Origin of the sequence: Dokdonia sp. Dokd-P16 (assembly GCF_003095655.1) — a bacterium.
In the GTDB taxonomy this organism is placed as follows: Bacteria; Bacteroidota; Bacteroidia; order Flavobacteriales; family Flavobacteriaceae; genus Dokdonia.
In genome coordinates, this window is record NZ_CP029151.1 from 3,186,053 (window position 1) to 3,211,922 (window position 25,870).

The 25,870-nt window shown below is 36.7% G+C and carries 22 protein-coding genes; 19 read left to right on the forward strand and 3 right to left on the reverse strand.

What is annotated here, in order from left to right; genetic code table 11:
- Window positions 1-2 precede the first annotated feature (2 nt).
- A complete protein-coding gene (locus DCS32_RS14150; RefSeq protein WP_162533668.1) occupies window positions 3-422 on the forward strand; it encodes a hypothetical protein in 420 nt (139 codons plus the stop codon).
- Window positions 423-495: 73 nt separating this feature from the next.
- On the opposite strand, the gene bcp is transcribed toward DCS32_RS14150, so the two are convergent.
- The gene (gene bcp, locus DCS32_RS14155) at window positions 496-951 is read right to left on the reverse strand and encodes a thioredoxin-dependent thiol peroxidase (protein WP_108878874.1); all 456 of its coding nucleotides are present in this window, start codon (window positions 949-951) and stop codon (window positions 496-498) included.
- A 210-nt stretch (window positions 952-1,161) separates the two neighbouring features.
- Here bcp and DCS32_RS14160 point away from each other — a divergent pair, with 210 nt between their 5' ends.
- A complete protein-coding gene (locus DCS32_RS14160) occupies window positions 1,162-1,833 on the forward strand; it encodes an endonuclease III domain-containing protein (RefSeq protein ID WP_108878875.1) in 672 nt (223 codons plus the stop codon).
- Window positions 1,834-2,071: 238 nt separating this feature from the next.
- Here the strand turns inward: DCS32_RS14160 and DCS32_RS14165 are convergent, their stop codons facing one another.
- Window positions 2,072-2,656 (reverse strand): RNA polymerase sigma factor, encoded by a 585-nt coding sequence (locus DCS32_RS14165; protein ID WP_108878876.1) that lies wholly within the window; start codon window positions 2,654-2,656, stop codon window positions 2,072-2,074.
- Between the two features lie 249 nt (window positions 2,657-2,905).
- On the opposite strand from DCS32_RS14165, the gene uvrA reads away from it, so the two are divergent.
- The 12 genes from uvrA (at window position 2,906) to DCS32_RS14225 (ending at window position 19,555) form a co-directional block, all read left to right on the forward strand.
- Complete coding sequence (gene uvrA, locus DCS32_RS14170) at window positions 2,906-5,701, forward strand: excinuclease ABC subunit UvrA (RefSeq protein WP_108878877.1); 2,796 nt, start codon at window positions 2,906-2,908, stop codon at window positions 5,699-5,701.
- A 45-nt stretch (window positions 5,702-5,746) separates the two neighbouring features.
- Entirely contained in the window at window positions 5,747-6,586 is an 840-nt protein-coding gene (locus DCS32_RS14175; protein ID WP_108878878.1) for a hypothetical protein, read from the forward strand.
- Window positions 6,587-6,636: 50 nt separating this feature from the next.
- Window positions 6,637-7,497 (forward strand): hypothetical protein, encoded by an 861-nt coding sequence (locus tag DCS32_RS14180; protein WP_108878879.1) that lies wholly within the window; start codon window positions 6,637-6,639, stop codon window positions 7,495-7,497.
- A gap of 43 nt (window positions 7,498-7,540) precedes the next feature.
- Window positions 7,541-8,335, forward strand: coding sequence for a sugar-binding protein (locus DCS32_RS14185; RefSeq protein WP_108878880.1), 795 nt, complete (start codon window positions 7,541-7,543; stop codon window positions 8,333-8,335).
- A gap of 192 nt (window positions 8,336-8,527) precedes the next feature.
- On the forward strand, window positions 8,528-9,847 hold the full coding sequence (locus tag DCS32_RS14190; protein WP_204161825.1) for a M28 family metallopeptidase: 1,320 nt from the start codon (window positions 8,528-8,530) through the stop codon (window positions 9,845-9,847).
- 40 nt (window positions 9,848-9,887) lie between these two features.
- The gene (locus DCS32_RS14195) at window positions 9,888-11,165 is read left to right on the forward strand and encodes an amidohydrolase (RefSeq protein ID WP_108878882.1); all 1,278 of its coding nucleotides are present in this window, start codon (window positions 9,888-9,890) and stop codon (window positions 11,163-11,165) included.
- 14 nt (window positions 11,166-11,179) lie between these two features.
- The gene (locus tag DCS32_RS14200; protein WP_108878883.1) at window positions 11,180-13,009 is read left to right on the forward strand and encodes a Xaa-Pro dipeptidyl-peptidase; all 1,830 of its coding nucleotides are present in this window, start codon (window positions 11,180-11,182) and stop codon (window positions 13,007-13,009) included.
- A 17-nt stretch (window positions 13,010-13,026) separates the two neighbouring features.
- Window positions 13,027-14,304: an amidohydrolase gene (locus DCS32_RS14205; RefSeq protein ID WP_108878884.1), complete on the forward strand. Its 1,278-nt coding sequence runs from the start codon at window positions 13,027-13,029 to the stop codon at window positions 14,302-14,304.
- Between the two features lie 185 nt (window positions 14,305-14,489).
- On the forward strand, window positions 14,490-14,843 hold the full coding sequence (locus DCS32_RS14210) for a BlaI/MecI/CopY family transcriptional regulator (RefSeq protein WP_108878885.1): 354 nt from the start codon (window positions 14,490-14,492) through the stop codon (window positions 14,841-14,843).
- Window positions 14,844-14,846: 3 nt separating this feature from the next.
- Window positions 14,847-17,306: a M56 family metallopeptidase gene (locus tag DCS32_RS14215; RefSeq protein ID WP_108878886.1), complete on the forward strand. Its 2,460-nt coding sequence runs from the start codon at window positions 14,847-14,849 to the stop codon at window positions 17,304-17,306.
- Window positions 17,307-18,152: 846 nt separating this feature from the next.
- Window positions 18,153-19,337, forward strand: coding sequence for a hypothetical protein (locus DCS32_RS14220; protein ID WP_108878887.1), 1,185 nt, complete (start codon window positions 18,153-18,155; stop codon window positions 19,335-19,337).
- Window positions 19,338-19,405: 68 nt separating this feature from the next.
- Window positions 19,406-19,555 carry an SsrA-binding protein gene (locus DCS32_RS14225; protein WP_108878888.1) on the forward strand — a complete coding sequence of 50 codons (150 nt, stop codon included), beginning with the start codon at window positions 19,406-19,408 and terminating at the stop codon, window positions 19,553-19,555.
- Here DCS32_RS14225 and ytxJ read toward each other — a convergent pair.
- Entirely contained in the window at window positions 19,552-19,944 is a 393-nt protein-coding gene (gene ytxJ / locus DCS32_RS14230; protein WP_108878889.1) for a bacillithiol system redox-active protein YtxJ, read from the reverse strand. The two genes, DCS32_RS14225 and ytxJ, sit on opposite strands and share 4 nt — an antisense overlap.
- A gap of 231 nt (window positions 19,945-20,175) precedes the next feature.
- On the opposite strand from ytxJ, the gene clpB reads away from it, so the two are divergent.
- The 5 genes from clpB (at window position 20,176) to DCS32_RS14255 (ending at window position 25,153) form a co-directional block, all read left to right on the forward strand.
- Entirely contained in the window at window positions 20,176-22,782 is a 2,607-nt protein-coding gene (gene clpB, locus DCS32_RS14235) for an ATP-dependent chaperone ClpB (protein ID WP_108878890.1), read from the forward strand.
- 209 nt (window positions 22,783-22,991) lie between these two features.
- Entirely contained in the window at window positions 22,992-23,606 is a 615-nt protein-coding gene (locus DCS32_RS14240) for a hypothetical protein (RefSeq protein WP_108878891.1), read from the forward strand.
- A 256-nt stretch (window positions 23,607-23,862) separates the two neighbouring features.
- Entirely contained in the window at window positions 23,863-24,348 is a 486-nt protein-coding gene (locus DCS32_RS14245) for a YcxB family protein (protein ID WP_108878892.1), read from the forward strand.
- Window positions 24,349-24,632: 284 nt separating this feature from the next.
- Window positions 24,633-24,851, forward strand: coding sequence for a hypothetical protein (locus tag DCS32_RS14250; protein WP_108878893.1), 219 nt, complete (start codon window positions 24,633-24,635; stop codon window positions 24,849-24,851).
- The gene (locus DCS32_RS14255) at window positions 24,851-25,153 is read left to right on the forward strand and encodes a type II toxin-antitoxin system RelE/ParE family toxin (protein ID WP_108878894.1); all 303 of its coding nucleotides are present in this window, start codon (window positions 24,851-24,853) and stop codon (window positions 25,151-25,153) included. The genes DCS32_RS14250 and DCS32_RS14255 overlap by 1 nt, the downstream gene beginning before the upstream one ends.
- Window positions 25,154-25,870 lie beyond the last annotated feature (717 nt).

The following is a 25,870-nucleotide window of genomic DNA, read 5'->3' on the forward strand; positions in this document are numbered from 1 at the left end:
ATGTGCTTAATTACATAGCTGGTATCTCTTTACTATTTCTTGTATCTGCTTGCGGAGATAAGAATACTACAAGCGACATAAAAAGGGAAACTTGGCAACTTATTGAGATGACAGCCGGTATGGTACCACCATCAGATCAAGAAGCTGTGCTTTCCATGAGCCAGACCTATGTTTTTACACCAGAAATGACTTTCACAAAGCAGCAAACTAAAGATGGACCCACTATAGAAGCTTCAGGAACTTACATAACAAAGGAAACTAGTGAGGGTATTTTTTATACTTTAAAATACACAGAAGGTTTACAGATAGTAGGAAGTTGTACTGGAAATGATAGTGAAGAGTTGCTAGTACGCAATGATGGTAAACTACAGAATAGCTGGATGATGTGCGACGGACCATTACTGATTTATGAAAAGCAATAATCACACAAATTCTTATAAAATAAAGGGCGATACATTAAATGTATTGCCCTTTTTACTTTAAATATAATCTTGATTATGCGTCAAGTAATTGTGCAGCGTGATCTTTAGTTTTTACTTTTTGTATTACATCGCTCACCACACCTTCTTCGTCTACCTTGAACGTCATACGGTGAATACCGTCATATTCTTTTCCCATAAATTTCTTAAGTCCCCAAACACCAAAGGCGTTGATTACCGTTTTATCCTCATCTGCTAGCAGCTGGAAAGGAAACTCATATTTGGTTGCAAAATTCTTTTGGCGTTTTTGAGAATCTGCACTTACACCTAGTAAGTGATAACCCTGCGACTGTAATTCCTTGTAGTTATCTCTTAAATTACAAGCCTCTGCCGTACAACCTGGTGTACTTGCCTTTGGATAAAAGAAAACGATAAGTTTCTTGCCTTTAAAACTAGCAAGAGTTACTTCGTTCCCATCTTGATCTGTTGTTGTAAAATCTGGGACTTTATCGCCCACTTTTAATGTATTCATCTGTGTTTAGTTTTGGCTAATTAGGAATTCTCATCCATCATTGGCACTAGTTAATTATCTTTACGTAGCAATGTTATGCTTTCGCGAAAGCGTAATTTATCACACATAGTGAAAGCATAGAATTATAAAGTTACGAGTTCTCGCTATTACAATAAAGAAATACGTTTAAGCTTTGTGGATTACACCATAAAGAATAATTATGCCCATCATATGACTAAACAAGAAAAGGTAGACTTTACGATAAAGACATTACAAGAATTATATCCTCAGATACCTATTCCATTAGATCACAAAGATCCATATACGCTTCTCATTGCTGTGTTAATGAGTGCTCAAAGTACAGATGTACGCGTTAATCAAATTACTCCACTCCTATTTGAGGTTGCAGATAATCCTTATGATATGGTAAAACTTACGGTAGAGGACATTAGAGATATCATAAAACCAGTAGGACTTTCACCTATGAAAGCAAAAGGAATTCACGGCCTATCACACATGCTTATAGATAAGTATGACGGCGTGGTACCCGCCAGTATAGAGAAGCTTACAGAGTTTCCTGCGGTGGGTCATAAGACAGCAAGTGTTGTAGTATCTCAAGCCTTTGGCATACCAGCATTTCCTGTAGATACTCACATACATAGATTGATGTATCGCTGGGGTTTTACTAATGGAAAGAACGTAGTGCAAACAGAAAAAGATGCAAAGCGTTTATTTCCAGAACACGTGTGGAATGATCTTCACTTACAAATTATATGGTATGGACGTCAGTATTCTCCAGCAAGAGGCTGGGATCTAGAAAAAGACATCATTACAAAAACCATAGGTCGCAAGACAGTAATAGCCGACTATGAGAAGATGATGGCAAAAAGAAAGAAAAAATAAAACCTCGATGACTGGTCGAGGTTTTATCAAAGTTTAGTTGATGAATGCTTCAAATTTCATCGATTTATAATGCATAACACTTAAAGCCTTAGAAAAATTCAAGAGAAAATCTACAGTCTCTTGTTTCGGTTCAAATTGGTTCGTCTTATTATGACCTGACGAGGGTGTAGTGTAAGTTTTTGCCATGCGGTTTTTGTTTGATTCTTATCAAGAACGCAAAAATGCACCGCATATTATATTAATCTGTTAGAATTATATTATTGGTATCAATTACTTTTCTCATATTGATAAGTGCATAACGCATTCTACCTAGAGCAGTATTGATACTCACGCCTGTGCGTTCTGAGATTTCTTTAAAGCTCATCTCTTGATAAATACGCATTTTAAGTACTTCTTTTTGATCTTCTGGAAGTTCTTCTATGATACGCTTAACGTCTTTATTTACTTGATCACGCACCATTTGCTTTTCAGCATTGAGGCTATTATCACTCAACACAGAAAATATAGAAAACTCGCCTGCGTTATCAAACTTAGGCATCCTGTTATTACGACGGAAGTGGTCTATAACTAGATTATGCGCTATACGCATTGTCCATGGTAAAAATTTACCTTCCTCATTATATTTACCCTTTTTGAGAGTTTTGATAACCTTAATAAAAGTGTCTTGGAAAATATCCTCAGAGATATCACGATCATAAACCTTAGAGTATATAAAACTATATATACGTTGCTTATGTCTCGCAATGAGCATAGCTAGTGATTGTTCGTCTCCTTTGATGTAATTGCTAACGAGCGTAGCATCGTCTATTAATACACTTTTCATAAGTACTACTTTGTAGGTTAAAATTGCCAGAGAAATTCCCTTAGCCCAAAATTTTATAAAGTAGTTCTATACTATACGCAGTGTATTTGTTCGTGAATATTTCGGTAAATATATAATAAATCTGTTAACATTTGCAAAAAAACATTCATTTTGCACAATAAATTAAAAATAACGTTCAAAATGCTGCCAGCACTTGGTTTCAATAGCAAAGCACTTTCGGTATCTTTGTAATAGAACTAAAGAATTGCGATGCTTATAGACGTTAAGGATGTTAATCCTAAGAAGAATATTATCATTAAGGGTGCCAAACTGCACAATCTTAAAAATATTAATGCAGTAATCCCTCGTAACAAGCTCGTTGTAATCACGGGACTTTCTGGATCTGGTAAATCTTCTCTAGCTTTTGATACCCTTTATGCAGAGGGACAGCGCAGGTACGTGGAGAGCCTCTCCTCCTATGCTCGCCAGTTCTTAGGTAGACTTGACAAACCTAAAGTAGACTATATAAAAGGGATTGCTCCAGCCATTGCCATCGAGCAAAAGGTAAATAGTACAAACCCTAGATCTACAGTAGGTACAACGACGGAGATTTATGATTATTTGAAGTTACTTTTTGCCCGTATAGGTAAGACATATTCTCCTGTTTCTGGAAATGAAGTTAAAAAGGATACAGTATCAGATGTGGTTGCTCATGTTTCCGCTTTCGCGAAAAGAGAAAAACTACTCCTACTCGCTCCTATTCATTTAGAAAAAGGAAGAAAAATAGAATCTAAATTACAAGCCTTATTACAACAAGGATATGCACGTATACAAGTAAAAGGAGAAGTAAAACGTCTCGATGAAGTTGCTGAAATAGGTAGCAAACTCAAAGCCAAAGATGTACTTCTCGTTGTAGATAGAATTATCAATGATCCAGAAGATGAAGATTTTATAAACCGACTTTCAGACGCCGTCCAAACCGCTTTCTTTGAAGGAAAAGGCGAACTATTTATAGAAAAGCTAGCAGATAATTCTCGTCGCCAGTTTTCAAATAAGTTTGAGCTTGATGGAATTACTTTTTTAGAACCTAATGTTCACTTATTCTCTTTTAATAATCCATACGGTGCATGCCCTACTTGTGAAGGTTATGGTGATGTAATAGGAATAGATGAAGATCTTGTAGTACCTAATACTGGACTATCAATCTATGAGAACGCCGTGTTCCCTTGGCGTGGTGATAGTATGAGCCATTATCGTGACCAGCTAGTTAATCGAGCTTATAAATTTGATTTTCCTATCCATAAGCCTTGGTTCGAATTAACACCAGAACAACAGCAGCTTGTTTGGGATGGTAATAAAGAATTTGATGGGCTCAATAAGTTCTTTAAATTCTTAGAATCTAAGGCATATAAAATTCAAAATAGAGTAATGTTATCGCGTTATCGTGGTAAAACTAAGTGTAACACTTGTAAAGGAAAGCGTCTACGCCCTGAAGCGACTTATGTAAAAATAGGTGGTAAAAATATCGTTGACCTAGTAGAGCTACCACTAGACGAAGTAGCAGTTTTCTTCAAAAGCCTAACGCTTAATGAGTATGATACTAAGGTCGCAAAAAGATTACTTACAGAGATTACAAGTAGACTGAGTTTTCTTGAAAAAGTAGGGCTCAACTACCTTACTCTTAATAGAAAGTCAAATACACTCTCAGGTGGTGAATCGCAACGTATCAATCTTGCAACTTCTTTAGGAAGCAGTCTTGTAGGTTCTATGTACATTCTTGATGAGCCAAGTATAGGCTTACACCCTAAAGACACAGAAAAGCTCATTGAGGTGCTACAATCGCTACGCGATCTAGGCAATACGGTTATCGTTGTAGAACATGACGAGGACATTATGAAAAAAGCAGATTTTATCATTGATATAGGGCCAGAAGCAGGAACCTTTGGAGGAGATGTGGTTGCTGTAGGTGATTATGATGAGATTTTAAAAAGTGATTCTCTAACTGCAGGATATCTCAATGGAACATTAGAAATTGAAATTCCTAAAAAACGTAGAACTACAAAATTTTATGCCGAAGTTATTGGCGCTCGTGAAAATAACTTACAGAACGTAAACGTACGTTTTCCACTTGGTGTATTTACAGCAGTAACTGGTGTTTCTGGAAGTGGAAAATCTACCTTAGTTAGAAAAATATTATACCCTGCCATGCTTAAAGCAATAGGCGGCTATGGTGAAAAAGCAGGACAATTTACAGAGCTTAAAGGAAATTATGACAATATAAAAACCATAGAATTTGTAGATCAAAATCCTATTGGGAGATCTTCTAGATCAAATCCAGTTACTTACATTAAAGCTTACGATGACATACGTAAATTATTTGAAAGTCAGAAGCTTAGCAAAATAAGGAACTACAAAGCAAAGCACTTTTCTTTTAACGTAGATGGCGGGAGATGTGAGACTTGTAAAGGTGAAGGTGAAGTAACCATTGAGATGCAATTCATGGCAGACGTCCACTTAGAATGTGAGACCTGTAAGGGCAAGCGTTTTAAGAAAGAGGTGCTAGAAGTACAATTCAACGATAAGAATATTGATGATATTCTCACGATGACTATTGATGATGCCGTGGCATTTTTTACAACTCATAATGAAGCAAAAATCACCCGTAAGCTCAAACCATTACAAGACGTAGGTCTAGGGTATGTAACACTAGGTCAGAGCTCCTCTACCCTATCTGGAGGTGAAGCGCAGCGTATAAAACTTGCAAGTTTCTTAGTAAAAGGAACTACGAAGGATAAGACCTTATTCATTTTTGACGAACCTACAACGGGCTTACACTTTCATGACATTAAAAAACTGTTGGCTTCTTTTGAGGCACTCATTGCAAAAGGTCATTCTATTATTGTGGTAGAACACAACATGGATCTTGTAAAATGTGCAGACCACGTAATTGATATGGGGCCAGAAGGTGGAAAGAACGGAGGTATTCTAGTCGCTTCTGGAACTCCGGAAGAGGTAGCAAAAAACAAGAAGTCCTTTACTGGAAAATACTTGAAAGAAAAACTCTAGTCATTCTCAAACACATTATTCTATCGAAAGTCCTATTTTAGTACAATGGGACTTTCTTCATTTTTTAAAAACCTTGTGCAATCTGCGGGTACTCCGGTGTTTGACCCTGCGGTATTTAACCATGAGCTTGCCTCAAAAACATGCTGGTCTCCTAAGGCTGGTGGTGGTGCAAATTTTAAAACCAAAACACTTGAAGTCGTTTCAGATAATGAGCTTCGCTATAAAGCCTCATCTTTCGGTAAGATTTTTGGTGGCATATTTATTCTATTTCCACTCATATTCGTTGGAGTAGGCATCACAACCACTATTAGTGATGGTTTTAGCATAGAATCTATATTTTTCGCGCTATTTCCTTTAGTATTTATCGGTGTAGGGATCTTCTTATTAAAAAAATTATACACTACCACTAGTTTTAATAAATTAACTGGTTATTTCTATAAAGGTAAAAAGCAACAGGTTAAGAATCTTACTGTCACAGAAGATGCTCATACCTTTAAGCTAGAAACCATAAAAGCGCTTCAAATCCTACCTGAAAGAGTTCGCGGCGATAAAAGCTCGTACACAAGCTACGAGATTAATCTTGTTTTTGAAGATGGCTCGCGTTATAATGTGGTAGATTATGGGCACCGTAAGAGTATAGAACAAGATGCTGTTATGTTGAGTGATTTCTTAGGTATTCCTGCTTGGAATAAAATGACTGCTACTACTTATTTTTCAAAAAATACTGATACTACATATGGCTATAATAGTCTCGAACCAGATATTGCTCATCGAGATAATACAGAAAGTAGTTATGACAGCACTTCAACAACCTATTCTAGCAAAGAATTTACAGTTGACGAACTTGATCAAGACTACGACTCATCAAAACCAAGAAAAATGTAAATAAGTATGCTTTCGCGAAAGCGTACTAAACGACAATACATCTATATTTTATGAAAAACGTACTTCTAATACTCTTAATTATTACGACGCAGTTTGCAGCATCTCAAACAGAAACAGAAATTTTTCTACTTGACATTAATAAAGCTGATAACGGAGATACGCTCACAAACAAGCGAAACATAAGCAATAACCCAGGTTATGATAGTCAGCCGCAATTTTTAGCTAATGACATTATTATTTACGCAGGTGAACGTGATGGTCAAACAGAAATTATTCAATACACACGTGGCACTACGAGACAGTTTAACAAAGCTACATCTGGTGGAGAGTATTCACCACAGTTTATGAAAGGAAAACGAGGAATATCGGCCGTACGACTAGATCCCGATGGACTGCAACGCCTTTACTCCTATTTGCCTAGGCAAGATAAAGCACCGGTTTTGATTAAAGATGCTGTAGTTGCATACTATACATGGGCCGATAAGAATTTTATCGTGGGAGCCGATATTGTTGAAAGTAACTTACACCTAGTAATTCATAATGTAAAGAATCAAACATCTGATGACTTAGAAATCCTTGTTGGTAGATCATTTCACAACATACCAGATACAAATCTCATCAGTTTTATTGACAAATCTACAGATCAATGGGTCGTAAAATCTATCAATCCAAACACTAAGAAAATAAAGAGTATTACAGAGCTTCCAGAAGGTGTTGAAGATATTAACTGGTTACCAGATGGTACATTACTAGCTGCAAAAGGAAATACACTGCTCAGTAAAACTAAAAATTCAGCATGGGAGGTCTACCATACATTTGAAGACGAAGAACTCCAAGATATTTCAAGATTTGCTATATCCCCTAACGGTTCACAAATCGCCATAGTCGCTGCTAAAAAGGATAAAAAATAAACAAAGCAACAATCTCAATATTCAACTAAACCAACACACATCAATGAAGCATTTCTGGTCATTAAGCTTATTCTTAATCGTTTTCACTAGCTGCAATAACAATCCAAACCAACAAGAAAAAACATCAGATCTCGTTGAGGACACCTCAGAAATACCCAACTCAAAAACAGATCACCAGTTACGAAAAGTAACAAAGGCGACCATAACACCAGAGATTGATGGGCTTGCAACAGATCCAGCTTGGAAAGACTTGCAATGGCAATCACTTGATCAAAAATGGTTAGGTGAAGACTATACAGCAGAGGACTTCTCAGGTAAATACAAGCTCACCTGGACCCCAGAAGCTTTATACATCATTGCCGAAATTACTGATGATACTATTTATGATAAGGAAGATGATCCTCTTAAACTTTGGTGGGATGATGACTGCCTTGAGATATTTATAGATGCAGATAATTCTGGTGGTGGGCACCAGTTTACACATAATGCTTTTGCCTATCACGTTGCCCTAGATGGAAACGTGGTAGATGTCGCTCCTGGCCAAGTCCCTACGCTGTATAACAATCACGTGGAGTCTAAGACAATGAAAACGGGAGAAAATACAATGATTTGGGAATGTAAGATGACCGTTTATAATGACACCTACAAAGATGGTGGTGTCAATGAGCCAAAAATTCTGGATGTACATCAGAAACTAGGTTTTGCGCTTGCTTATTGTGATAACGACACAAGTGCAGAACGAGAGAACTTTATAGGCTCTGTAGCTGTACCTGGTGAAGATAAAAATAGAGGCTGGATTGACGCTGGAATCTTTGGCACTATCGAGCTCGTAGAATAACATTTATTTGCTTTAAAAATCTCAAACAATCGTTTGGGATTTTTTTTTGCTTTCGCGAAAGCGTACTTCTAGCACATACATTGTTTTAGTATCTTTAAAACATAACAATTTATTAAACACTTTATAATGTTAAACACGCATACTTCTACCCTATTTAGAGCAACTAAAAGACTATCCGTAAACTTAGGTTTTATGGTGGTAACACTACTTTGTACTGTAGCTACAGTACATGCACAAACCGATGAGAGAATCTACGAAATTATAGATGCAGTATCTGAAGATCGCTTGAGAGCAGATGTAAAGAAACTAGCAGATTTTGGGACACGGCATACTTTAAGTGATACCGTATCAAACACAAGAGGAATAGGAGCTGCGAGAAGATGGATAAAAAGCGAATTTGAAAAGACTTCACAAAACTGTAATAACTGTTTAGATGTATTTTATCAAAGTAACCTTATAAAAAAAGGCGATAATGATCGTATCACAAAAGATGTGATGGTTGTAAATGTACTGGCAGTTCAAAAAGGAACTAAATATCCTAACCGCTATGTGATCATGAGTGGTGATATAGACAGCCGCATCTCTGATCCTAATAATTATAAAGACGACGCGCCAGGAGCAAATGATAATGCGAGCGGAATGGCTGGAACGATGGAAGCTGCAAGAGTACTTTCTAAATATTCTTTTGAAAACAGCATTATATACGTAGGTCTTTCTGGTGAAGAACAAGGACTTTATGGTGGAAAAGGACTTGCTGCCCATGCTAAAGAAAAAGGATGGGAAATCATCGGGATTATGAATAATGACATGATTGGTAATATTGAAGGCGTAGATGGTATTATTGACAATCGTACGTTTAGAATATTTTCTGAGCCTGTACCGCCTACAGAGACTGAGCAACAACGCAGAGCTCGCCGTTTTTATGGTGGTGAAGTAGATGGTATCTCTCGCCAGCTAGCAAGATTTATATATAAAACCACTCAAGATTACATGCCAGAAATGAACCCTATGATGGTGTACCGTTTAGATCGTTTTGGTCGTGGTGGTCACCACAGACCTTTTAATGATGCTGGCTTTGCAGGTATCCGTATCATGGAGGCTCATGAAAACTACACACAACAACATCAAGATATACGTACAGAAAACGGCATTAATTATGGAGATACGTTTGAGCATGTAAACTTCCCATATAATGCAAAGCTTACCGCTGTAAATGCGATTAACCTTGCAAGTATTGCTTGGGCACCTCCTACTCCTAAAAACGTAGGTATTGGTGGTATTGTAGAGGCAAACGCGAGATTACAATGGGACGCTGTTGAGGGAGCTGTTGCTTATAAAGTATACTGGAGAGATACTACCTCTCCTACTTGGGATAATGCACGATTGATTACAGATGGAACTTCGGCGACATTAAAAGGGATTGTGATTGATAATTTTTTCTTTGGCGTTGCTGCTGTAGGTAAAGATGGTCATGAAAGTCCTGTTGCTTTCCCTAGCCAGATTATTAGATAACAATACACATCGATTTTTATATCACCACAACATATACCTTATGAAAAAAGTATTAATACTAAGTGCCCTCATTGCTGGTACCGCTTTCGCGAAAGCGCAAACCTCTTTTGACAAAGACATCGCCGCTGTAGAAAAAAAGGTCATAGAATGGCGCAGAGATTTTCATCAAAATCCAGAATTAGGAAATCGCGAATTTAAAACTGCCGAGAAAATAGCAAAACACCTCGAATCATTAGGTATCGAAGTACAAACAGGTGTTGCCAAAACTGGTGTCGTAGGTCTACTTAAAGGAGATATGCCTGGTAAAGTGGTTGCGTTGAGAGCAGATATAGACGCCCTTCCCGTTACAGAACGAAATGACCTTCCTTTCAAATCTGAGGTAGTTACTTCATTTTTAGGAACAGAAACAGGTGTGATGCATGCTTGCGGCCATGATACACACACTGCTATTCTTATGGGTGTGGCAGAAGTATTGTCTAAAAATAAAGACAAAATAAAAGGGTCTGTAAAGTTCATATTCCAACCATCAGAAGAAGGACCTCCACCAGGTGAAGAAGGTGGTGCAAAACTTATGGTAAAAGAAGGTGTACTAGACAATCCTAAGGTGGATGCTATTTTTGGCTTACATATTAATAGCTCTACACCAGTGAATACTATAAAATACAAGCCAGGAGGTACCATGGCTGCTACAGAACGTTTTGTAGTGAATGTAAAAGGTAAGCAATCTCACGGAAGCCAACCATGGCTTGGAGTCGATCCTATTTTAATTTCGGCTCAGATTATTAATGGTTTCCAGAGTATTATCTCACGTGAGAGTAAATTAACAGAGGAAGCTGCGGTAATTACCGTAGGGAAAATAACATCTGGAACACGATTTAACATCATCCCAGAAAGTGCCGAAATGATAGGAACAGTACGTACACTGGATCCAGATATGCGTACAAAAATCATACGTCGTATGGATGAAATGGCTGCTAGTATTGCAAAAGCGTATGGTGGTGAGGCTACAATAGACTGGCAGAATATGACTGTCGTGACCTACAATGATCTTGATCTTACTGCACAAATGCTACCTACATTACAGCAAGTAGGTGGTACAGAAAACGTGTCTTTACAGAAGGCGGTCACTGGCGGAGAAGACTTTTCTTTCTTTCAAGAGAAAGTACCTGGCTTCTATTTCTTTTTAGGCGGTATGACTGCAGGAAGTACTGAAGCTTTTCCTCATCACACACCAGATTTTGTAATCGATGAAGCTGGATTCCAGCTCGGTGTTAAGGCATTAAGCCAGATGAGCATAGACTACTTAAACGGTAAATAAAAATTTATATCCCTATGAAGTTATTTTTTAAAACATTAATGCCATTTGCAGTTGCTGCAATTGCGGCAACCACTTTACATTCTCAAGAGAATGATCAACCAATTTTTAAGGATGGAGAAGCACAGATAGTTCCTGCATTTGATACACCTTCTACTTGGATTCGCGAGGATTTATGGGTTGAAACAGAATTTGACACAGATGGTGATGGCGAGCTAGATCGAATGCACGTAGATGTGACAAGACCTCTACAAACCGAAAGCGGACTGAAACTGCCCGTTATATATGAAACAAGTCCATATTACTCCGGTGTAGCAGCAAATGATCCAAACTTATTTTATGATGTAAACCATGAAATAGGAGCTCAAGAAAAGCCAATAGCAAACGGAGTTGTCGTACGAAGAGGAAAACGCCCAGTAATTTCAAATTCGCTCATTAAGACTTGGATTCCTAGGGGTTACATCGTGGTACACTCATCTTCTCCAGGAACTGGACTATCAGAAGGTTCTCCTACGGTAGGTGGTGATAATGAATCACTTGCGCCTAAAGCTGTTGTAGACTGGCTCAACGGTAGAGCAAAAGGCTATAAAGAAATAGATAGTAAGGAAGAAGTAAGAGCATTCTGGTCTACGGGTAAAGTAGGAATGACAGGAACATCTTATAATGGAACACTTCCGCTCGCTGCAGCAACAACTGGAGTTGACGGTCTTGAAGCTATAATCCCTGTAGCTCCTAACACTTCATATTATCACTACTATAGATCAAATGGTTTAGTGCGCTCACCAGGAGGGTATCTTGGTGAAGATATCGATGTACTGTACAATTTTATTCATAGTGGAGACGAATCAAAAAGAGCATATGCCGATAGTCTTGTGCGGGATATCGAGCTTAAAAATGGTATGGACCGTGCAACAGGAGATTACAACGATTTCTGGGCAGGAAGAGATTATCTTAATGATATGAAACCAATGAAAGCCGCACTACTCATGTCACATGGTTTTAACGACTGGAACGTGATGCCTGAGCATAGCTACCGCATTTATAAGAGAGCTCAAGAAATGGGAATCCCTAGTCAGATTTTTTATCATCAGAATGGTCATGGAGGTCCGCCACCTATGAAAATGATGAACAGATGGTTTACAAAATATTTACACGGAATAGATAATGGTGTTGAAAATGATCCTAAAGCACAAATCGTTAGAGAAAACGACGCTAGAGATCAACCTACACCTTATAAAAACTATCCAAACCCACAAGCAGAGGATATAACATTATACTTAGGAAAAAGTACAGATGGAGCTGGAACATTATCTATTCAAAAAGCAAAGAAATCACCTAAGGAAACACTTGTAGATGATGCTACTGTGAGCGCTAAAGATATGATGAAAGCTTCTACCTCTCAAAACAGATTATTGTACCTCACCCCTACTCTTAAGGATGAATTACATATTTCTGGAACACCTAAAGTGACTATTAGTGTATCTAGTAGTAAGGAAGCAGCCAACTTAAGCGTCTACTTGGTTTCATTACCTTATGATGAAGGAAAAGGGATTAAGATTACAGATAATCTCATCACTCGTGGATGGGCAGATCCTCAAAATCATGCCTCCATACGTAAGAGCGAGCCTCTTAAGAAAGGTGAGTTTTATGAAGTGACATTTGACTTAATGCCAGATGATCAGATTATAAGAAAAGGACAGCAAATAGGCTTGATGATTTTTTCTAGTGATAGCGAGTTTACAGTACTTCCAAAGCCTGGAACTGAGCTTACTGTAGATCTATCAAAAACCAAAATTACACTACCCGTTGTAGGTGGAGAAACGGCGTTCAGCAACACGATTAATTAATAATAGCATTATCATAAATGAAGTATACAACAACCTTACTATTTACTAGTGTCTTACTGTTTACCGCTTTCGCGAAAGCGCAATCAAATCTAGATAAGGAAATTACAACTATAGAATCAAAAGTCATCGAGTGGCGTAGAGATTTTCATCAAAATCCTGAATTAGGAAATCGTGAATTCAATACTGCTGATAAAATTGCAAAACACCTTAAATCCTTGGGCATTAAAGTGCAGACAGGAGTTGCAAAAACTGGAGTTGTAGGAATTCTTGAAGGAAAACGCAAAGGAAAAGTAGTTGCTTTACGAGCAGATATAGATGCTTTACCAGTAAAAGAACGTGCAGATTTACCGTTTAAATCTACAGCGATGGGTGAATACCAAGGTAATCCTGTACCTGTAATGCACGCTTGTGGGCATGACACACATATTGCAATACTTATGGGTGTTGCAGAAGTACTTGCAAAAAACAATGATTTTGCAGGAACGGTTAAATTCATTTTTCAACCAGCTGAGGAAGGCGCACCTCCGGGAGAAGAAGGTGGTGCAGAGTTGATGGTAAAAGAAAATGTTCTTAAAAACCCTGATGTGGATGCCATTTTTGGACTTCACATAGGTTCTGGTCAAGATGTAAATACCATCGCCTATAAACCAGGCGGAATTATGGCAGCTTCCCAAAGTTTTGAAATCCATGTAAAGGGAAAGCAAAGTCATGGTTCTACACCGTGGACAAGTCGTGATCCAATCATGGCAGTAGTAAAAATTATAGATGGACTACAAACAATAATTTCTAGAGAAATCCCACTTACAGAAGAAGCGGCTGTGCTATCTATAGGACAAATTAACGCAGGTGTGCGAAGTAATATTATCCCAGAAGAAGTACATATAGTAGGTACATTACGTACGCTAGACTATGATATGCAAGCTTTTATAAATCAGCGTATGAAGGAGATGATTCCGGCTATTGCTGCTGCATATCGTACAGAAGCTACGCTTACTATTCCTGAGGGCTACCCTATCACCTATAATGATGTATCACTTACGGCACAAATGCTTCCATCACTTGAGAAAGCTGCTGGTAAGGATAATGTCTATGTAATAAAAGCCATTACAGGTGCCGAAGATTTTTCATTCTTTCAAAAAGAAGTTCCTGGGCTTTATTTCTTCTTAGGAGGTAAAACACCAGGTACTACAGAGGCTTTTCCTCATCATACACCTGATTTCTTTATTGATGAAAGTGGAATGCTGTTAGGAGTTAAAACATTTGTCCAACTTACACATGACTATTTAGGGCAATAGCCCCTACTCCATCATTACGGTAAAGATTATATTAACGACAGTTAACCAATGTGTTAACTGTCGTTTTTTTATGTAAAAAATTAATGAAAACTACAAATGTCGTTCATTAACTATAAAAATAGTTGTGTAACTATAATTTTCGTTGTAAGTTTGAATTATCAATCATTAGATAATCAATTGTATACATGGAAAAACTAACAAACAAAGAAGAAGAAGTGATGCACGCACTATGGAAGTTAGAGCGCGCTTTTGTTAAAGAAGTGGTTGCTAGCTTACCAGAAGGTAATCATTACAATACCATATCTACAATTGTGCGCAACCTCGCAGATAAAGGATATGTGGACTACCAAGCGTTTGGAAAGACCCATCAATATTTTCCTGTGGTATCTCTTCAGGCTTATAGAAAAGAATTTATGGAAACTACGAGTCAAAAGTTTTTTGGAAACTCTTATAAAAATATGGTGTCATTTTTTGCCAAAGAAGAAAAGATCTCTGCAGATGAGCTTAGGGAAATCTTAGCAATCATAGAAAAAAAATAACTTATGGAAATCCTTATTTTAATAGCAAGAAGTATTGGAATTCTATCCTTGTTTTATGTGATATACATTTCCATCTTGCACAAAAACACGCTCTTTACAGCAAACAGGCATTTTCTCATTGCTGGTATCATTGCAGCGCTCACGCTACCTTTTTTAGAATTTACTCAAGTTACAGAAATCGTATTGCCTTCACAGCCAGTTTTTGATACTGCAAATGTAGTTCCATTATCGCAAGTTGAATATCTTCCTACGGTAACCACAGCAGAGGTGCCAACAATTGATTGGTGGCAAATTGCATTGCTTATATATATTGTAGGCGTTATAGTCATGTGTATTAGATTAGGTGTGCAACTATTCTCCCTTAAAAATCTCATTTCTTCCGGAACTGTGGTACAAAGGAATGCATACACTTATGTTACTGTCACGAATAATATAGCACCCTTTTCCTTCTTCTCGTATATCGTATATAATCCCGAGCTTCATACGATAGAAGAACTCGAGATGATATTAGCTCACGAGCAAATTCATGCAGGACAACGCCATTCCATAGATATTCTCATCACGCAAATTATATTGGCATTGCACTGGTGCAATCCGCTAGCGTGGTTGTATAAGCAGAGTCTAGAACAGAACTTAGAATACATTGCAGATGCTCATGCTATCCAGCACATTAATAATCCGCAGCAATATCAACGTTCACTAGTTAAGGTTTCATCTCCCTCCATTCGACCAGCGCTTACTAATAAATTTTATCAATCATTCATCAAAAAACGAATCGTTATGCTCAACACACCACAATCAGGTAAACACCATCTTTGGAAACTGGGATTAATCATCCCGCTCGTCTCTTTCTTTCTATATTCTTTTAATGTAAAAGAAGTAGTCACTTATGTTGAAGAGGATAATACCGTTTTCGCGAAAGCGGAAACAACTAAAAACCCGACTAATAAAGGAAGAGATGTCTTCTTTATAGATCGTGAAACCACAAATGACAAACTAGACAGAATAGAAAAGTATGTCACAGACCATTGGAAAGAAGTCGCAATCAAATTTTCAAAAAGAAGCTTTACATCCGAAAATGACTTGTCAGCGTTTACGTTGCAGGTACAATTTGACGAGAACGAAGGTTTTGTAAATAAGCTTTCTTTTAATTCTAAAGAAATTAACCAGTGGGATGGCTATAGCCTTATGGTTAATACCGAAAAGGAGATTGTAATCATGGAGCAAAAAGATGGCACATTTATAAACATCACTCCAAACAAGACAACAATTACAGACGATAAAATAACAGCAGCAGAAGAAGATAATATTACTAATGAAGCCCTAGGTTCTAACCCCGTAATAGTCGTTAATAATAACATCGTAAGAGATGAAAATAGAAAAAAGAGTTTTACTGCTGATAGTATCACAACGCTCACTCCTACACAAGCTGTCAAGAAATATGGTACTAAGGCTCAAGACGGCGCTCTTATTGTACATAACAGTCCCAAGGCAGACACCACACGAGTAGTATCGCGTATAGTACAAGAAACTTATAGCTATATTATTACCAAAAATACAACGGATAATGAGATTGATGCGCTCATTAAGGTAATGAGAGAAAAGCACAAGGCTACTCTGAAGGTAAGTGGCATTAAGAGAAATAGAAATCTAGAAATAGAAAAAATTTCGGTCAATCTTAAAGATGAGAATGGGAATAATAAGAATTACACTTTAAAGAGCTCTAATCCTATCAGCGACATTTATATATATCGCAATGCTGACGGTAGTACAGGCATGGGAAATGTCAATATGGAGAACAATACTGGAGATACATATGACAACAGGAGAGTTAGCTTAGAAGAACGACGCAACTCAATGATAACTAGCAGAGACAGTATGCATAAAAATATGGAAGCACGCAAGCAAGACATGCTCGCTCGTATGGAAGGGCGTAGAAGTCTAAAAGGAAGAGCTCAAGTAGACTCTATGAGGCAAAATATGCTATCACGACGTGATAGTATGAAAATGCAAATGAAAGAGCGACGTGATAGTTCAAAAAGCGATAGGGAAAATTATAAAAATAGCAGACAACAAAGAGTGGGCTACTTAACACTTGATGATAAAACTTACTACTTTGTGGTTAGCCCTGAAGGGTCCAAGATTTTCTATGATCGTTGGGGAAAACAAATAAATGAAGATAATCCACTCTATAAAAAGCTTTTGAAAAAAGGTTACTTTACAGTAGATGACAAGAGCAAAGACGAAGTAATGAATATGGTACCTAAGGATGGGATTATTAAAACTGGCTCCTCTGATAAACCTATTATCTATATCAATGGAAAGTTACTTACTTCAGGAAATTTTGAGAATTTAGATCCAAATGATATTGTAAGCTTGTCAGTTGTCAATGGTGAAAAAGCAATTGAACTCTATGGACAGGCAGGAAAAAACGGAGTAATACTCGTTAAAACCAAAGATTAATTAAACTCATAATATTTTAAAAGTCCGCTTTCAATCAGAAAGCGGACTTTTTTTATGCGCTGTTTTTTTCCAACTACCACTTGTGAAAATTCACTCCAAAATGATGGAATCGGATTAATACGGTTAAAATGAGTCATAATTTCTCTACAAAAATTTTAATCTGCTCATAAAGTCCCTACAGAACTAACACAATGAATGGTTAATAGTATTTAGACTAACATATATTAACCAACTTGAAGACATCGGGATTACATATTTTAATCAATTACATTATTGTAGTTATAATATTCACGTTAATTTCATTAAAAACTTCTTTTCAATTTGTTTTACTGCGCTCAAGGTGACTTCTTTGCTTCATCAATAACAAACAACGTATCTAGTAACAATCAAAAACATCTATTATGAAAACGCAAGTAAACAACAAGCCGCAAGTAAAAAACAAACAAAGTATTAGGAATCTATACCATCTTCATGGTGAGCCTTAGTATCTCTTATATAGTAACCACATTCTTGCATTTAGGAAACTAATCACTCCAACATTCATCAATCATAAATCATCAATCAATTTTTACTAATCAATCAAAAACTATCAATCATGATCCAAATTATCATCACTGCACTAGAACTTATCTTCGGATAAACATTTGACCTCTTCACACCGCCGAGTTAAGGCCTGCTCTGTGTGTGTTTTTATAAAACTTACTTTAGATATAGCACGTTTTCGCGAAGGCGTACTAATCACATCCAACCAATTCTTTCCAGTAGTATATTTTCAGCTACATTTGGGCTTTTATAATTTTGGCACGCTCGTTGGAGTTGTCATCACCAATCAATACCCATTGTACGATGAAAAATGTATTTCTCGCAATCCTTACTACCGTATTTGTAGTAAGCTGCAATTCGGTAAAAAAGACTGCTGCAACACTTAACAGTGGTAATTATGATGATGCCATCGCCATCACTCTTAAGAAATTGCAACGCAATCCAGACAAAAAGAATAAGCAAGACTTCGTGCTTCTCCTTGAAGATGCCTTTGCAAAAGCATCTGCTCGCGATGCAGATCGTATTTCATTTCTCGTAAAAGAAAATCAGGAAGCAAATCTTGAAGAAATATATGAGACTTATGTATCGTTACAAAGACGTCAAGATCGTATAAGACCTATCTTACCTTTGCAGGTAATTGATGAGAATAGAACTGCTCGTTTTGACTTTGTAAACTATACAGACAAACTTATATCTTCTAAAGAAAAGCTAGCTGCTTCGTTATATAACAGTAGCCTTGATGCTATTATCACAGCATCTTCAAAAGTGGATTATCGTAATATTTATGATGATCTAGCATATTTAAATACGCTTAAACCAGGTTATAAAGACATCAAAAACGTGATGGAATCTGTACATCTTAAAGGGACAGACTTTGTTGCCGTGACTTTATTTAATGATAGCAATATAGCGTTACCAGTACGATTAGAAAACAAGTTGTTAGATTTCTCTACCTATGGCCTTAACGATTTCTGGACCGTGTATCATAGCAATCCGCTTAATGATGTATCCTACGACTATAATATGGAAGTTGCTTTTACAGAGATTAATATTTCACCAGAGCGCATTAAAGAAAGAGAGGTGCAACAAGAAAAACTCATTAAAGATGGAACCATCGTTTTAAAAGATGAAGATGGTAATGTGGTTTATGATGATGAGGGTGAGAAGGTTCTGGTAGACAATATGATTACGGTACGTTGCACGTACTTTGAGTTTATCCAAAACAAAGCGGTAAATGTAGTAGGCCGTGTGCGCTATTCTGATGGCAACACAAATCAGGTTCTACAATCGCTTCCACTAGCATCTGAGTTTATTTTTGATCACAGATATGCCACTTATAGAGGTGATAGAAGAGCACTAGAAGATGAGCTTTATGAGCGTACTCGCAATAGAGCAGTCCCGTTTCCTACTAATGAGCAAATGGTGTACGACGCTGGTGAAGACCTCAAAAATCGTATAAAAGACATTATTTTAAGAAATAACAACTAGTCTTTAAAAATAGATAAAAGCCGTAACGCTATGCGTTACGGCTTTGTTTTTTAGCTACTTTTGACGGTATGCAAACACTCTATAAAATTCTTGCCAAAGTTAACAAGGCAGTACTTCCCTCCTATTCAAAACGTGGTCTTGACCTTACAAAAGCTAGTAAAGTACAGCTTGCTATTATCGGGTATAGAATCTGGGTTACAAAAAGAGCGTTAGGTTAAATCTTTTCGGCGAGTGCTTGTGCGCTTATCGCTCCGTGGCTGTCAGAATATACAGCTGTCCCATTCTTTATTAAAATCATCTGTGGACTCTGGTGTATTACTTGAAATTTATATCCTACTTCGTTAGACACTTCTCTGTACGCCTTAAGGTCTAAATAATAAATATCTAATTGATTAGGGTCAATATCGTACTGAGATTCTAACTGGCGTATTACCATACGGCTTATACCGCACGTTGTAGAATGTTTAAAAATTGCCTGTGGCTTCGTTTCAGAATCTTTTGCGATTTGATCGAGTTGCTCTAAAGTGGTTAATTGCTTCCAAGGCATAGGCGCTTTTTTCTCTTTTGGCTCCTTATCTCCTCCAAACATTGAATTGAATATTCCCATTGTAATTAAGTTCTTTTTTACAAAGGTAGTCGTTGTGTCTGTGTTACGCTTTCGCGAAAGCGTAAAATAGTTCTTAAATAAGTCATAAAGTCAGCTAAAATAAGAGCTTACAAGACATTTTGTCTACAAACTCCTGTGGAATAATAATTGACTATTGCATTTAAGAATTAATATAAATCAAGACAATCTAGAGATGCATTTCTCTCTTTATACGTCTTTTAAACATATACTATGAATCTAAATAATTATACCATAAAATCGCAGGAAGCCATCCAGAGAGCGCAGCAAATTGCGCAAGAAATGGGTCACCAGCAAATAGAAAACGAGCATATTTTTAAAGCTATTTTTGAAATAGATGAGCATGTTACTCCATTCTTACTTCAAAAGCTAGATGTAAATATTCCGTTATTCCAGCAAGTTTTAGATAGCACGTTACAAAGCTACCCAAAAGTATCAGGAGGTGATATTCTACTAGGTCGTGAGGCAAATAAAGCACTCACGGAGGCTAGTATTATTGCTAAAAAAATGAACGATGAGTATGTCTCTATAGAGCATTTGATACTCGCTATTTTTGGAACAAAAAGTAAAGTAGCTCAAATCTTAAAAGATCAAGGAGTGACAGAAAAGCATTTACGTGCCGCGATTGACGAAGTACGTAAAGGAAATCGTGTGACTTCTCAAAGCGCCGAAGAAACTTATAATTCTTTAAATAAATACGCAAAAAACTTAAATGAGCTTGCTCGTAATGGAAAGCTAGATCCTGTAATAGGACGTGATGAAGAGATACGACGCATATTACAAATCTTAACGCGTCGTACCAAGAACAATCCTATTCTCGTAGGAGAGCCAGGTACTGGTAAAACCGCCATCGCCGAAGGTCTTGCGCATAGAATTGTAGATGGCGACATTCCAGAAAACTTGCAGAATAAGCAAATATTTGCCCTTGATATGGGAGCGCTTATTGCTGGTGCAAAGTTTAAAGGAGAATTCGAAGAACGTCTTAAAGCGGTTATAAAAGAAGTAACAGAAAGTGATGGCGATATCGTACTCTTTATAGATGAGATACACACCCTTGTAGGTGCTGGAGGTGGTCAAGGCGCAATGGATGCGGCAAACATTCTTAAGCCTGCGCTTGCTCGTGGAGAATTACGTGCCATAGGTGCAACCACGCTTGATGAGTATCAAAAATACTTTGAAGCAGATAAGGCCCTAGAGCGTAGATTCCAGAAGGTAACCGTAGATGAGCCAGATACAGAGAGTGCGATTTCTATCTTACGTGGTATCAAAGACAAGTATGAGACACACCACAAGGTGCGTATTAAGGATGATGCAATTATTGCTGCTGTAAAGTTATCACAGCGCTATATTACGAGCAGATTTTTACCAGACAAGGCGATTGACTTGATGGATGAAGCTGCCGCGAAAATGCGAATGGAAATCAACTCTAAGCCAGAAGAGCTAGATGTGTTAGACCGTCGTGTGATGCAGCTAGAGATTGAGATCGAGGCTATAAAGCGTGAGAAAGATGAAGATAAGCTCAAAAGCCTGCGTGCAGATCTAGCAAACCTTAAGGAGGAGCGCAACGATCTTAACGCACAGTGGCAATCTGAAAAGGATATTGTAGAGAGTGTACAAAATGCTAAGCAAGACATAGAAAACTACAAGCTAGAAGCCGAAAAAGCAGAGCGAGAAGGAAACTATGGGCTAGTAGCAGAGCTACGTTATGGTAAAATAAAAGAAGCTCAAGAGCATCTTGAGGAGCTACAAAAGGATCTTGCAAGTCAAGCAGATACTTCGCTTATTAAGGAAGAAGTAACTAGCGAAGACATTGCAGAGGTGGTTGCAAAATGGACAGGAATCCCTGTACAAAAAATGCTACAGGGAGAACGTGAGAAGTTACTCAAGTTAGAAGACGAGTTGCACAAACGTGTAGTGGGACAACGTGAGGCTATTGTTGCCGTAAGTGATGCCGTACGACGCAGCCGTGCAGGTTTACAAGATCAAAAGAAGCCAATTGGTTCGTTCTTATTTTTAGGAACAACCGGTGTAGGTAAAACAGAACTTGCAAAAGCACTGGCAGAGTACCTCTTTGATGATGAGAATGCAATGACGCGCATTGATATGAGTGAGTATCAAGAGCGTCACAGTGTGAGCCGTCTGGTGGGAGCGCCTCCAGGATACGTAGGTTATGATGAAGGTGGCCAGCTTACGGAGGCCGTGCGACGTCGTCCTTACTCTGTGGTGTTGCTCGATGAGATTGAGAAGGCACACCCAGATACGTTTAACGTGTTATTACAGGTGCTTGATGAAGGTAGACTTACAGATAATAAAGGCCGCACTGCCGACTTTAGAAATGCCATTATCATTATGACTTCAAATATGGGTAGTCATATTATAAAAGAGCGTTTTGAGGCGATTCCAGATGTAGATGCTGCGATGGAATCTGCAAAGATTGATGTTCTTGGCTTATTAAAACAAAACATACGTCCAGAGTTCTTAAATAGAATAGATGACATTGTAATGTTTAGTCCGCTTACGCGAAAAGACATTCGGGATATTGTGAAGTTGCAGTTTAAAGGGATTCAAAAAATGCTTGCACAGCAAAATATTACGCTAGACGCCACAAAACAGGCAATAGACTTTATATCCGAAGCAGGTTTCCAGCCAGAATATGGTGCAAGACCTGTGAAGAGAGCTATGCAACGCGAAGTGCTTAATCAGTTATCAAAAGAAATTTTGAGCGGTAAAGTAGCATCAGACAGCGTGATACTCGTAGACTCCTTTGACGACAAACTCGTCTTTAGAAACGAAGGAGAACGCACAGGAGAAGAAGAATAAAGATTGATTGACGATCATGTAAAGTGGATATCTAGAGATAGGTATCCACTTTTTTTATGGCCTGACTAGTAAGTTTTTACGGCTCTTTATGCGGTGACGAATACACTAATAAGTGTATATTTAGGAAATCAATTAAAATAGGCACTACTGCACCGCACTGGGCTTATGTAGAGGGCTGTTGACCACAATAAACTAAAACAATCAAAACATTGGATAAATATTTATATACATTATTAACATTCACTCTTTCAATAATATCCGGAGTAATAGGCTACTATCTAAAGCAACTAATTGACAAGAAAAAATCTAAAAATCTAAAAATCTTAAATGTCGATTTGAGCATAGCTCAGGCCTGTAGTTTATCACACAATCCAAAAGGTTATTTACCTTCACGCCTATCAGTAAAATTGGAAAATCTTTCACAAACTGATATTACTGTTAAAAGTATTTCATTGAAACATCGTAAGCATTTGGATATTTTTCCAGCTCAAATGATAACGGATAATGAGAACACAATAAAACAATATGAAATCAAGACTTTTTCGTACAAAATGGAAAAAGACATTATAAATCAAAACAGTAACAATGAAATAATAAACGTAAGGAAAAAGTTGTTAGAATTACCAACTGAATTTATTGGTACTTTATATTGGTATGTATTTAACTTGAAAGAAACTACCAAATCACGCAAAGAATTTGATAAAAAAATTAAAGGTTTAATGGTAAAAATATATACAAATATTGGCGAATATGAGAGAAAACTAAAACGAAATGAACTTAATCATTTAAAACAAGCTTTAGATAAATTTTACCCAAACCAATAGCAATAATTACTGTGGGCAACAAAGAACTGAGTCAAAAAATAAGCCTAATTCATCTGCGCTCTTTACAAGTTTTTTAGCTGATTTTAACCTATAATTTTCATTAAAGGTTTTTCCTGACTTTAAGCTTTCGCGAAAGCATTATCTTTCTCAAATACTTGTATATTTAAATCATAAATTAAAAAACAATCAAATAGGCAGTACCGCACCGAACTCGCTTTGTGTAGTTACCTGTTGCCATCAATTTAAACCAAACGCATTGAACAAAGAAAAATTATCACAATTTGAAAGAATAAAAATATTTCTTAATGAATATTATTTTGGTTACGGAATTTTCTTCTCAATCTTAAGAATTGTAGCTGGACCATTGATATTGATAATGGGTCTAAACTTGTATTATAATGGCAATACAAAACCTGGAATTGGATACTCTGGATTTATGATTTTTTTTGGAATTTACTATATGCTAAAACCTTTGATTATTATTCTAACCCAAAAGTCTTGGTTTCAGAATTTTGACCTTGACTACACAATTAATCCTGACAAAATTATTATTGAATCAGACAAAAGTAAATCTGAATTAGATTACTCTCACTTAAAAACAGTTCTGAAAAGGAAAACATATTACGCTCTCAAAACGAAATCAAAACAAGGAATTTATTTACCAATAAAACTTTTGGAATCGAACGAAATCGATATTCTGAATAAACTGAAAAACAATACAGGCAACAAAGAACTAAGTTAAAAAACAAGCCTACTTCGGCTGGGCTCAGTACAAGCTTTTAAGCTAATTTTGATCCATAATTCACATCGCAGAGCCCTCTCCAATTTACCCTTCCGCGAAAGCATCATCCTTCTTAAATACTTGTATATAAACGATCAATTAAAAAATAATAGAACAGGAATATTAGAAGTTCCGATAGCTATCGGGAGATGCGCTTGCTTTTATAGGGAACTGTTGGGATGCATAATCACTCAGCAAACTGATAAAAACTCTTTTTGTATATTTGATTAGTTAACTCAATTAATATGGATATTCAATCAACAAAAATTGAATTGGTAAAAACTATCTTAGCGATAGAAAATAGTGATTTTATTCAAAAAGTAGCTGACTTTGTAAATGCTGAAAAAGTTGATTTTTGGAATGAATTAACTACTTCTGAAAAAGATGAAATTAAAGAAGGGATCAATCAGCTTGATCACGGAAAGCGAGTTTCTTATGATTCATTCTTGAAAAAGATTTCTTAATGGAAGTATTCTTATCTGAATTAGCAGAAAGAAAACTCCTGAAACTCTCCGAATATCTCTTAGAAACTTGGAATCTAAAAACGCGTGATAAGTTTATTGAAAAACTAACTGTAAAAATTAAACAGATTTCTTATCAACTAGAAAGCTGCCCTCAATCTTCAGATCTCAAAGCCCTGTATAAGTGTGTTGTAACAAAACAAACTACCTTTTATTATAGAATTTCGACAAATCTAAACGAAATTGAAATAATTACAATTTTTGACACAAGACAAAATCCTGACAAACTAAGAAAGGATATTTAAAATACAACTCAGCATACATAAAACTGCTACGGCTGATTGCCAAAAAGCACAGGTTTCAATTATAGAAAGTTCAATTGTCATTGCAGTTAGACATGACAATACATGAAGCGTCCCGATTACACTGAAAATTGAAAACTGTCTATGCGATGCGTGAAAACGCAAATATCTGTATATTTAAATAATCAATTAAAGAACTACGCGATAGGCTTACTTGCACAACCAATAGTTGTTGGAGTTAAATTGTCTTTATTTAGGGGCCTGTTGGTAATAAATTGAAATGATGATTAAAATCTGGAATTACATAAAGGAAAATAAAACTGTTAGTATTTTGAACCTAATCGTATTTCTGATTCTAATTGTTCCCAATTCTTACTCTTTTGGACATAACTACGAAACGGAAGAATTACATTGGATTCCAAATTTTGTGTTTAAAGAAATTGACCTGATTGTATTTTATTTACCAATTCTGATTTTAACAATCGGATTTCAACTTTCTAAAAAAACTATTTGGAGAAATACATTTTTGATTTTGTTTATTGTTTTCTCAATTCTTTACTTTATTGGAGCAGTATTTTCGTTATCATTTCCAATTCAGGATTTTTCACCTGGAATTGGGAATTTATTGATTCTGACTTTATTTCCTCTAATTATAATTATTTTCAAAAGCAAACAATATTAACGCAATAAAAAGAAAAAACTATTGGCAATAAAGAACTC